Source organism: Rhodopseudomonas palustris BisB18 (assembly GCF_000013745.1).
Lineage (GTDB): Bacteria > Pseudomonadota > Alphaproteobacteria > Rhizobiales > Xanthobacteraceae > Rhodopseudomonas_A > Rhodopseudomonas_A palustris_F.
Map to the genome: position 1 here is coordinate 3,675,163 of NC_007925.1, position 11,311 is coordinate 3,686,473.

10 protein-coding genes are annotated in these 11,311 nt (G+C 63.6%); 4 read left to right on the plus strand and 6 right to left on the minus strand.

The window, feature by feature from the left end:
- Nucleotides 1-2: 2 nt before the first annotated feature.
- Together RPC_RS16650 and RPC_RS16655 are read right to left on the minus strand one after the other, a co-directional pair.
- Complete coding sequence (locus RPC_RS16650; protein WP_011473748.1) at nt 3-347, minus strand: AzlD domain-containing protein; 345 nt, start codon at nt 345-347, stop codon at nt 3-5.
- Nucleotides 344-1,081 (minus strand): AzlC family ABC transporter permease, encoded by a 738-nt coding sequence (locus RPC_RS16655; protein WP_011473749.1) that lies wholly within the window; start codon nt 1,079-1,081, stop codon nt 344-346. Before RPC_RS16655 ends, RPC_RS16650 begins: the two co-directional genes overlap by 4 nt.
- 153 nt (nt 1,082-1,234) lie before the next feature.
- Between RPC_RS16655 and RPC_RS16660 the strand changes: the two genes are divergently transcribed.
- Complete coding sequence (locus tag RPC_RS16660; RefSeq protein ID WP_011473750.1) at nt 1,235-1,594, plus strand: PilZ domain-containing protein; 360 nt, start codon at nt 1,235-1,237, stop codon at nt 1,592-1,594.
- A 74-nt stretch (nt 1,595-1,668) separates the two neighbouring features.
- Here the strand turns inward: RPC_RS16660 and RPC_RS16665 are convergent, their stop codons facing one another.
- Nucleotides 1,669-2,694, minus strand: a complete 1,026-nt coding sequence (locus RPC_RS16665) for a transglycosylase SLT domain-containing protein (RefSeq protein WP_011473751.1) — start codon at nt 2,692-2,694, stop codon at nt 1,669-1,671.
- Between the two features lie 108 nt (nt 2,695-2,802).
- On the opposite strand from RPC_RS16665, the gene RPC_RS16670 reads away from it, so the two are divergent.
- Together RPC_RS16670 and RPC_RS16675 are read left to right on the plus strand one after the other, a co-directional pair.
- Nucleotides 2,803-3,738 carry a glycine reductase gene (locus RPC_RS16670; RefSeq protein WP_011473752.1) on the plus strand — a complete coding sequence of 312 codons (936 nt, stop codon included), beginning with the start codon at nt 2,803-2,805 and terminating at the stop codon, nt 3,736-3,738.
- A gap of 383 nt (nt 3,739-4,121) precedes the next feature.
- Nucleotides 4,122-5,795, plus strand: a complete 1,674-nt coding sequence (locus RPC_RS16675) for a glycosyltransferase family 39 protein (RefSeq protein WP_415914727.1) — start codon at nt 4,122-4,124, stop codon at nt 5,793-5,795.
- 63 nt (nt 5,796-5,858) lie between these two features.
- On the opposite strand, the gene clpA is transcribed toward RPC_RS16675, so the two are convergent.
- Nucleotides 5,859-8,267 (minus strand): ATP-dependent Clp protease ATP-binding subunit ClpA, encoded by a 2,409-nt coding sequence (gene clpA, locus RPC_RS16680; RefSeq protein ID WP_011473754.1) that lies wholly within the window; start codon nt 8,265-8,267, stop codon nt 5,859-5,861.
- 187 nt (nt 8,268-8,454) lie between these two features.
- A complete protein-coding gene (clpS, locus tag RPC_RS16685; protein WP_041801960.1) occupies nt 8,455-8,787 on the minus strand; it encodes an ATP-dependent Clp protease adapter ClpS in 333 nt (110 codons plus the stop codon).
- A gap of 515 nt (nt 8,788-9,302) precedes the next feature.
- On the opposite strand from clpS, the gene RPC_RS16690 reads away from it, so the two are divergent.
- On the plus strand, nt 9,303-10,742 hold the full coding sequence (locus RPC_RS16690; RefSeq protein WP_011473756.1) for a pilus assembly protein TadG-related protein: 1,440 nt from the start codon (nt 9,303-9,305) through the stop codon (nt 10,740-10,742).
- Between the two features lie 73 nt (nt 10,743-10,815).
- On the opposite strand, the gene RPC_RS16695 is transcribed toward RPC_RS16690, so the two are convergent.
- Nucleotides 10,816-11,154: a phasin family protein gene (locus tag RPC_RS16695; RefSeq protein ID WP_041801962.1), complete on the minus strand. Its 339-nt coding sequence runs from the start codon at nt 11,152-11,154 to the stop codon at nt 10,816-10,818.
- Nucleotides 11,155-11,311 lie beyond the last annotated feature (157 nt).

An 11,311-nucleotide genomic window follows, 5' to 3' on the forward strand; every position in this document is an offset into this window, starting at 1 on the left:
CGCTAACCCAGCGCCCATTTGCCGGCGATCATCACCGCCTCGCCGCTCAGCACGCCAAGCAGGATCGAGCGGCGCGCGGCGACGAACACCACCAGCCCCACCGCGACCGCGCCGTAGCGCAGCGGTCCCGGCACGCTGGCGAGAGCGCCCGGCGGCAACACCAGGATCTGGGCGATGACGCCGGCGAGGATCGCGGTGGCCACCGCCCTCACCCACACCAAAATTTCCGAGCCTTCGTCGAGCCCGCCGCCGAGCCACAGCCCGAGCATCCGCCACACTTCATTCGGCAGAAAGCCGGCCAACAGCAACACCACCAGCGCGTGCCAGTCGCCGATAAACTCGTTCATCGGCGGTGCCTCCATCGATGCACCCCATAGGCGATGGTGCCGGCGGTGACGCCGCTGATCAAAATATCGACCCCGGTGTGCAGCAGCGAGACCAACGGAAACAGCGCAAGGCCGAGGCCGAGCGCGACGATGTCGGCGAGTTCGCGGCAGTTGCGCGCGGTGGACAGCAAGAACGCCAACGGCGTTAAAAGCAGGATCGCGGCGCCGAACAATTGCGGCAGATTGGCCGCGAGCATGAAACCGACCACATTGGCGATCAGGCAAATCGAGACCAGGCCACAGCCAAGCCCGAGGGTGAAGGCGATCCGCGCCTCGCGCGGCACCTGCGGAAACAGTCGGAAACACTCGACCCACAGCGTCACGGCGATGAAATGCGCCGGCAGGATCAGCTGACGCTGCCGCGTGGTGGGCGTTCGCATCATCGGCAACACCGCGACCACCATCGGGAACAGACGGATCGCGCTCACCGTCACCGCGATCGCGGCCTGCGCCACCGTCGCGCCGGAGCCCAGCGTCGAGATCAGGATGATCTGCGCCGGGCCCGCCCAGACGAACAAGGTCGACGCCAGCACCCAGCCGAGGCTGAAATGAGTGTCATGCGCCAGCGCGCCGATGCCGAGATAGGTCGCGAACAACACCGCGGTCAAAACAGTGGTCGCCACCGCGCGCAATCCGAGCCTGAAAGCGCCGGCAGCGCTATGCCATTTCGGGGAGTCGAGAGCAGGAAGCGCCATGCCATCCGTCGATCGAGTGAGGAACTCATACGCGCAGTAAACCCCGCCGGGTCAAGCGCCCCCGTTTACCTTAACGATCATTCGACGTCAGTCGAACTTCCGAACCTCCACCACCTCCGATAGCACGATCTGCATCTTGCACGGGAGGCCGAGTTGCTGGAACGACGCCAACATTTTCGCGGACGGGTGTTTTGCGGCGGCCGCATCGCCTTCAACGAGCGAGAGTCCAGCATCGACTGTATTGTCCGCAATCTGTCTTCATGCGGGGCCAAGGTCGAATTCAACAATGCGGCCGTCGTTCCGGACCACGTCGATCTGACGATAACGCGCAAGAGCGTCGGGTTTCTCGCCCGCATCGTCTGGTGCCGTCAGGACCAGGCCGGCCTGGAGTTCCATGGCTTCAGCCAACGGCATGCGGAACGGCCTCTCGACTTGACGCTGCGACTGCGCGCCACCGAGCGTGCCGACCAATCCCTGCGCGCGCAGCTCGAGAGGCTTCGTTCCGGCGGTTAGAGCACGATCCGGAAAGGTGGATACCGGTTTTCGGAAAACATCATGCTCAATCGAAAGGCTGGAGCAGGATGACGTCAGCCGCTCAATCGCGCATTGCGCAACACCAGGCAGGCGCCGCCGGCGCGACGAATCCGATGACACAGATCATTCGCCGCAACGCGGCTCTCGGCGCCGATCCGCACTTGGTAGAACGTGCGCGTGCCGCGACTGCGCCATACCGAACTCAGCAGATTTGGATCCTGATCGCCAATCACCGAACTCAAACGCGTCATGGCACGGGCGTAGAGCGACAGCGCACGATCGCGGTTGAAGCCGGCCGCCAACTGGACGCCCCATGGCCGATCGGCGCCGAGTTTCACCCGCTGTTGCAGCTGCGTCACGAACGGATTGGGCGCGCGCGTCAACAGCGCCATCAGCGTGCGGCAACTGGTCCGCGCCGTCGGTTCGGCGGTCTTGCCGTTGCGGCCGATCGTCGCCCAATCGTCGACCGAGGTGCCGGTGATGGCGGAGACGTAGTTGCGGGTTTCCTGCGGCAAATAACCGGTGCCGGCAATCCACTCCTGCACCCGACGCGGCCCGGCATTGTAGGCTGCAGCCGCGAGCCCGAGATTGCCGAACTGGCCGCGCAACTCGCTGAGGAATTCCGCGGATTTCGGCAGCGCTTGGACCGGATCGAACGGATCGAGCAAGCTGCGCTCATTGGCAGTGCCGGGCATGAACTGCGCGATGCCCTGCGCGCGGCTGCCGTTGCGGGTCAAGGGACCGACCGCATCGGGCTGAAATCGGCTTTCCTGCCAGATCACCCGGGCGAAGAACTCCAACGGCAAATCGTGCGCCTTCGCCGCGGATTCGATCATCAGGCAGATCGCCTCGCGGGTATCACCGTCGTGCGCGGCTTCCGTCGGCGGCGCCACTTGCTCCGGCTGCTGCGGCGTCTCCGGCTTGCGCTCAGTATCGGCATTCGGCGGCGGCGCTCCCGGTGGGGTCGCCGTCGCGTTGCTGTTCGGCGGCGCATCCTCCGCGCACAGCGGCGCACTGACGGTCAGCGCAGCCAGCACCAGCAAACAAACAACCGATCGCAAGGCGCGAGCTGCCGGCATCAAGCGTCCATGTTCCAATTGCAGTGTGCGACAGTCCGCGCCGCGGCTTGACACCGACCGCGGACCGGCTAGCAATTCGCCCGTCCGATACCGAGCCGGGGCAAAGTTATGGCTGTAACGCGGAACGAGCAACCCGGTTTCGCGGCGGACGACGACGTGCCGATCCCCTACATGGCGCGCACGCGGGATTATTACGCCGCGATCGGCTACACCGAGCCGTATCGCTGGGCGCATCATGTCGGGGCGCCATTCCAGCCGCTGCGCAAACCGCTGGCGCAGGCCCGCCTCGCCATCGTCACCACGGCCGCACCGTTCGATCCGGCGAAAGGCGATCAGGGACCCGGCGCGCCCTACAATGGCGGCGCCAAATTCTATCAGGTCTATGACGGCGATAGCGCGCTGCCGCACGATTTGCGGATCTCGCACATCGCCTACGACCGCATCCACACCACCGCCGAGGACGGCAATTGCTGGTTTCCGCTGCCGCAGTTACTGCGCTTCGCGGCAGACGGCCGGATCGGCGAAGTCGCGCCGCGGTTCTTCGGCGCCCCGACCAACCGCAGCCACCGCGTCACCATCGAGACCGACGCGCCGGCGATTCTCGCGCGCTGCCGCGCCGATCGCGTCGACGCCGTGGTGCTGGTGCCGAACTGCCCGGTGTGCCACCAGACCGTCAGCCTGGTGGCGCGGCATCTCGAAGCGAACGGCATCTCCACCGTGGTGATGGGCTGCGCCAAGGACATCGTCGAGCACGCCGCGGTGCCGCGATTTCTGTTCAGCGATTTTCCGCTCGGCAATTCCGCAGGCAAGCCGCGCGATCCGACGTCGCAGGCGTTCACGCTGGAGCTGGCGCTGCGCTTGCTGGACTCCGCGCCAGGCCCGCAGACCACGGTGCAGTCGCCGCTGCGCTGGCGCGACGACGCTTCCTGGAAGCGCGACTACAACAACGTTGCCGCGATGAGCCCGGAGGAGTTGGCGCGGCGACGGCGCGACTTCGACGCCCAAAAGCAGCGCGCCCGGGCGATCCGCGACGGCGCGGCCTAGGCGACTTGCGCTCTCCTGTTGGTAAGTCCCCGCCGCAGCGGTGTTCCGTGCTTCCAGCCTCGCACCGGCCGCCCCGGCCAATTGCCTTGCGGGGCGATTTGATTAAAACGTCGTCCGTGACCCCACGATCGGTTGAACGCAGGCCGAACGGTCGCGCATCCGATCCACCGAGGACGACGAGCATTAAGCGCAAAAAGCCCAAGCAGCGCCCGCCGAAGAAGCGCCACGGTTCCGGTCCGCCGGTTTCGCAACGGCCAGCGCCGATGCCAGCAGCGCGGGCGAATGCGGGCGAGGCTGCGGCCACGGCTGCGCTCCTCCCGGCCACGTCGGCCGGGACCCCGGAGCAACGCGTCGCCGCGCCTCCGCAGCGCGTTGCCCCATCGGTGCAACCAAGTCCGGCGGCGGCGCAACGAGCGAAGGTAGCGAATGCGCCAGCGGCGGCAACTCCCGCTGCCGCGCCCCCCAGGGCCGCCCCGGGGTTCTCGTTTTCCAAGCTGTACGCCGAGACCTGCGACTCGTTTCTCGACGCGCTGCAGACCTCGCCGACCCGGCTGCTGCTGTGGATCATGGGCGCCTATGGCGCGCTGTGGTTCTCCAGCACGGTCAGCTTTCCGGCGATGCCGTTCGACAGCTACGAGATGTTCCTGTTCGGCAGGGAGATGCAGTGGGGCTACTGGAAGCACCCGCCGCTGGAGCCGTGGCTGACCGAAATCGCCTATCAGCTCACCTTCCACTGGATCAGCTCGCATTTCGTACTGGCGATCGGCTCGATCCTGGTGACGTTCTATTTCGTCTATCTGATCGGCACGGAAACCATCGGCAAGACCGGCGCGACGCTCGCCGTCGCGCTCACCATTCTGGTCTATTATTTCGGCCCGCCGGTGACGATGTACAGCCACAACGTCGGGCAGCTGCCGATCTTTGCCGCCACTGTCTACATCTATCGCAAAGCGGTGCTGGGCGACAAATTGTCAAACTGGGTGCTGTTCGGCGTCGCCGCGGCGATCCTGATGTACTCGAAATACGCCGGCGCGTTGCTGCTGGCGGTGCTCGGGTTGCACCTGCTGCTGATGCCGCAGGGCCGCAGGCACCTGTTGACCCGCGGGCCTTACATTGCGGTGCTGGTCGGGCTGGTGATCCTGCTGCCGAACCTGATCTGGCTGGTGCAGAGCCATTTTCTGCCGTTCACCTTCGCCTTCGACCGTCCGCCGGTCGAAGGCTTCGTGCCGCGGCTCTGGGCAGGGCTGAAATTCCTGCTCGCTCAGGTCGGCTACCACGCCGGCATCATCGTGCTGGTGCTGCTGGCGATGATTCCGAAGCTACCGCTGCAAGGCGCCCCGGTGACGCTCGAACTCGGCCGGCCGACCCTGTTCGACCGATCGCTGGTGCTGATGGCGGCGTTCATCCCGCTGCTGTTGATCGGCGCAATGACGTTCTGGGCTGGTGTCGATCAACGGCCGGAGATCGGCGGCTCGCTGGTGGCGCTGTCCGGGCTCGCCATGGTGATGCTGCTGCCGCAGCGCAGCGTGCTGCGCGCGCCGCGGCTGGTGACGACGATCTGGTTGTTGGTGCTGATCGGCCTGCCGATCGGGCACGTGGTGTTCGTCAACGCCAAGGCCAATGGCAGCGGGCAAGTGCCGACCCAGATGTGGCCGGCGCGGGAATTGTCGGGCGCGATGCAGGCGATCTGGAACAGCAAGTCGCTGCGCCGGCTGGACATCGTCACCGGCGATTTCAAGCAGGCGGGATTCGTGGCGCTGTACGCCTCGCCGCGGCCGTCGGTGTTCATCGACGCCGATTTCCGCAAGAGCCCGTGGATCACCCCGGAGCGGCTGAAACAATCCGGCACGCTGGTGATCTGGTCGACCTCGGACTTCCCGCGCACCGACGAGATCCCGGCGCCGTATCGCGCGGCGCTCGCCGGGCTGACGCCGACGCTCGGCACCATGGTGCTGCCGCTCGGCCACGGCAAATCCGAGGCCTATGGCTGGGCGGTGATGTTGCCGGAAGCCACCCCGACGCTGACGCCCACCCCCGGCATAACCAAGCAACCGTGAGATCAAGTGAACGGGGCCGGCGATCGCTCGCCGGCCCCGTCAAATTTGGCAATTTGCCGCGGCTCACACCTTGACCAGCGGTCCCTTCGAGGACGGCCCGTCGGAGCCGCCGCCGGATTTCGGCTTGCGGACGCTGCGCTTGCGGGCGCCCGGCAGCTTCTCCGGCTTCGGCGTCACCGGGCCTTCGAGATATTCGAAGCCGATCTTCTCCAGATCGACCCCGGCCACCGCTTCGTCCTTGATCAGCACGACGCGGACGTGACCGCCGCCCTTCAGCCGGCCGAACAGCACCTCGTCGGCCAACGGCTTCTTGATGTGCTCCTGGATCACCCGCGACATCGGCCGCGCGCCCATCTGCTCGTCGTAGCCATGCTGCACCAGCCAGGCCTTGGCGGGCTCGGACAGTTCGATGGTGACGTCGCGATCGGCGAGCTGCACCTCGAGCTGCAGCACGAACTTCTCCACCACCATGCCGATGACGTCGGCATTGAGATGCGCGAACGAGACGATGGCATCGAGACGGTTGCGGAATTCCGGCGCGAACTGCCGGTTGATCGCCTCATGGTCGTCGCCTTCCCGCTTGTTGCGGGTGAAGCCGAACGCCTGCCGCGCCAGATCGGCAGCGCCGGCATTCGTCGTCATGATCAGGATCACGTTGCGGAAGTTGACCTGCTTGCCGTTATGGTCGGTCAGCCGGCCGTGATCCATGATCTGCAACAGCACGTTGTAGAGATCCGGATGCGCCTTCTCGATTTCGTCGAGCAGCACCACGCAATGCGGATGCTGATCGACGCCGTCGGTCAAAAGGCCGCCCTGATCGAAGCCGACATAGCCCGGAGGCGCGCCGATCAGCCGCGAGACGGTATGCCGCTCCATGTATTCCGACATGTCGAAGCGGATCAGCTCGACGCCGAGCGAGGCCGCCAATTGCTTGGCCACTTCGGTCTTGCCGACGCCGGTCGGGCCGGAGAACAAATAGGAGCCGATCGGCTTTTCCGGTTCGCGCAGGCCGGCGCGCGCCAGCTTGATCGACGCGGCCAAAGCCTCGATCGCCTTATCCTGACCGAACACGACGCGCTTCAGGGTGGTTTCGAGATGTTTCAGCACCTCGGCGTCGTCCTTTGACACGCTCTTCGGCGGGATCCGCGCCATGGTCGCAACCGTGGCCTCGATTTCCTTGATGCCGATAGTCTTCTTGCGCTTGTTCTCCGCCACCAGCATCTGCGCCGCGCCGGATTCGTCGATCACGTCGATCGCCTTGTCGGGCAGTTTGCGGTCGTGGATGTAGCGCGACGACAGCTGCACCGCCGACTCGATCGCCTCGTTGGTGTATTTCAGCTTGTGGTAGTCCTCGAAATACGGCTTCAGCCCCTTGAGGATCGCGATCGCGTCTTCGACGGTCGGCTCGTTGACGTCGATCTTCTGGAACCGGCGCACCAAAGCGCGGTCCTTCTCGAAGTGCTGGCGGTATTCCTTATAGGTGGTCGATCCCATGCAGCGGATGGTGCCCGATGCGAGGGCAGGCTTGAGCAGATTCGAGGCATCCATCGCGCCGCCGGAGGTGGCGCCGGCGCCGATCACGGTATGGATCTCGTCGATGAACAGGATCGCGTTGGGATGCGCTTCCAGCTCCTTCAACACCTGCTTCAGGCGTTCTTCGAAGTCGCCGCGATACCGCGTGCCGGCGAGCAGCGTGCCCATGTCCAGCGAGAACACGGTTGCGGCGGCCAGCACCTCCGGCACTTCCGAGTCGACGATGCGCTTGGCGAGGCCCTCTGCAATAGCGGTCTTGCCGACGCCGGCTTCGCCGACGAACAGCGGGTTGTTCTTCTGCCGGCGACACAGCACCTGGATCGCGCGGTTGATTTCGACATTACGGCCGATCACCGGATCGATCTTGCCGTCGCGGGCCTTCTTGTTGAGGTTGACGCAATAGGTGTCCAAAGCGTCACCTTTCTTTTTGCTGTCCTCGCCACCCTTGGTCTCGGTCTCCTCATCAACCCCGCGCACCGGCCGCGCCTCGGACACTCCGGGCCGCTTGGCGATGCCATGGCTGATGTAATTGACGGCGTCGTAGCGCGTCATGTCCTGCTCCTGCAGGAAATACGCGGCGTGGCTTTCGCGCTCGGCGAAGATCGCGATCAGCACGTTGGCGCCGGTGACCTCTTCGCGGCCGGACGACTGCACGTGGATCACCGCGCGCTGGATCACCCTTTGGAAGCCGGCGGTCGGCTTGGCGTCGTCGGCGCCGTCGGTCACCAGGTTCTCGAATTCGGTCTCGAGATAATTGACGAGGCTGGTGCGCAACTTGTCGAGATCGACGCTGCAGGCCCGCATCACTGCCGCGGCATCGGAGTCGTCCACCAGCGAGAGCAGCAAATGCTCGAGCGTCGCATATTGGTGATGGCGCTCGTTCGCGATCGCGAGGGCGCGGTGCAGGGATTGCTCAAGGCTCTGTGAAAATGTTGGCATTCTCGTCCTCTATGGCCCCCGCCTATCATGGCCGCCGATGCTTGGTCAGGCAACAACAACCTTGCTCATATAGTCATCCAACCTCGTGGCGAAAGTCCGGTTCCGCGCGGGCCGAGCGCGGAGCGTAGGTTCAGCCCGCCGAAGCAATCAATGCAAGACCCGTTCCGGATTTCTGCGCCCGGCCGCGTCACTTCTTTTCCATGACGCACTGGAGAGGGTGCTGGTGCTTGCGTGCAAAATCCATCACCTGCGTCACTTTGGTTTCGGCGATCTCATAGGTGAAGACGCCGCACTCACCGATCCCGTGATGATGCACGTGCAACATCACCTGGGTCGCGGCTTCGACATCCATCTGGAAAAACTTCTCCAGCACGTGCACGACGAATTCCATCGGCGTGTAATCGTCGTTCAGGATCAACACGCGGTACAGATTGGGACGCTTGGTCTTCGGCTTAACCTTGGTGATAACCGAGGTCGCCGGATTGCCGGGACCGCTGGAGCGGCCTTCGTCATTGCCCATGCGCGGAGCGGAGCGAAGGCGGCTCTGCGTCGCAGACCGATGGAAGGGCGAATATGCTCGATGTGAAGTCGCGTGCAGCATGTTTCAGGTGTTCGGAATCCAGGGAGGCATTCACGACAAACGACAAGCGCCCCCCATACAGGCCCTCGATTGCGTTCTATCCAGCGTTTTGGGAGCCGCTCGACGGCAGCGGCCGATCCGCCGACTGGACCGGATGGCATGAATATGGGTCAGCATCCGCTTGGCCGCAAGCACGGAGATTTTGAGCGATTCCGATTCCGGATCCGCGTTCCCCCTGGGTTTCGACCGCAGCGCCTGGAGCGCGTTCACCGGAACCGGCCGGCACACCGCCGAATCAGCCCGGCACGATTCACCTAGCGTTGACGATAGCCAGGTCCTGGCCGCGGCAAACCTCGTATTTCCACGGCAATTGACCTGTTTTTGCAGGACATCTTTACCCTGTGTTCATCGCGCGCGCCCGAAATGACCGAAAGAACCGGAATTCGGGAAAATCCATGCCTCTCGCCTCACCTTTCGGCTGGCTGCGCCGCACGGCCAAGGCTTTCCATGCAGCCGACGACGGCAACATCGCGGTGCTGTTCGGGATCGCCGTCATTCCCCTGATCAGCTTCGTCGGTGTCGCAGTGGATTACAGCCGGGCCACGGCGGCGCGTTCGGCCATGCAGGGGGCTGCGGACTCCGCCACGCTGATGGTGTCGAAGGATTATGCGGCCGGCGTGATCAGGGCCAGCGACATCCAGGCCACCGCGGAAAAGTACTTCAAGGCGCTGTATACCAGCCCGGGCATCAACAATGTCACCGTCACGGCGACCTACACGGCGAGATCCGCCAACGGCAGCTCGACGGTGGTGATGAATACCTCGGGCAGTATGCCGACATCGTTCCTGAAAGTCGCCGGCTTCACCGCGCTGCCGTTCACAGCGAGTTCAACGTCGACCTGGGGCGCAACCCGGTTGCGCGTCGCGATGGCGCTCGACGTCACCGGCTCGATGGATTGGGATGACAAACTGACGGCAATGAAGACCGCGGCCATCAAACTCGTGAACACGCTTAAGGCGACCGCATCCACCGACGCGGACGTCTATATCTCTATCATTCCCTTCAACGTCATGGTCAACGTCGGCACCGCCAACAAGGACGCGGAGTGGCTCGATTGGGACACCGATTACGGAAGTTGTAAATCGAACCGCACGACCCAGAACAGCTGTCAGGCCGCGGGCGAAACTTGGTCCTGGTGGGCCAATAGCTGTACATCCAGATACACTCGGAAAAGCACCTGCGTGGCAGGCGGAGAAACCTGGATCCCAAGCGGCGTCAGCAACTGGAAGGGATGCGTCACCGACCGCACCACGTCGAACGATTACGATGTGATCAAGACCCCTCCGACCACCGCGACACCGGCGACGCTGTTCCTCGCGAAGAGCTATTCGGCCTGCCCGTTGTCGCTGCTGCCGATGAAAGCCGCCTACTCGTCCAACGAGTCGGATACTTCGACCGCTGAATCGACGCTGAAGGGCAAGATCAACAAATTGGACGCCGAGGGCAACACCAATCAGCCGATCGGTCTGTTCTGGGCGTGGATGTCGCTGCAGACTGGCGTGCCGCTCAATACGCCCGCTAAAGATACGGAATACAAGTACACCGACGCCATCATCCTGCTGTCAGACGGGGACAACACGCAAAGCGGCAACAGTAATTCTGTCAGCGCGATCGATGCCCGGCAAAAGAAACTGTGCGACAATATCAAGGACCCCTTGAACGGCACGACGACGATCTTCACCATCCAGGTCAACACTGACGGCGACGATGAGTCCGCAGTTCTGAAATACTGCGCCAGTGACGGTCAGTTCTTTCAATCAACCACCGCCGACCAGATCGAAATCGCGTTCCAGTCGATTGGCTCGTCGTTGACCAAGCTACGGCTGGCTCAATAACACCCCTTCTCGCGCCGCAAAAAAAGCCCGGCCATCGCGGCCGGGCTTTCGCGTTCTGTCGAACGAAACCGGATTAACGGGCGACCGGCACGAATTTCGCGGCCAGACTCTCGAGCGGCTTGAAGCTCTGCTTGGCCAGATCGGTGTAGAGGCCGGCGATCTTCTGCGATTCCGCAATGAACGTCTCGTAGGCCGACTTGGCGTATTCGGTCTGCAACTCGATCGCCTTGTCGAACGATTTCACCGCCGACAGCTTCTCGACGAAGGCGTTGCCGTCCTCGAACGACTTCTTGGTGTAGTCGCCGACCGCAGTGGCGATCGCCTGATAGCTCTTCTGAACGCCGCTTGCCGACGCAATCGCGGTATCGAGCTGCTCTTTGCCGTACTGCTGGATCTCTTCAACGTTGGCCATCATCGAGTCCTTTCCCAAGACTGCTGTCGCCGGGCGACCCGGCTTTTCACCAGGCGAACATAGTGCGCTGCACAAAAATGTCAAGAATTTTGTGCACTGCACAAGTCGGATTTACGACGAATTCAACGATGCCGTGCAACAGTTGCTTAACCTTTTC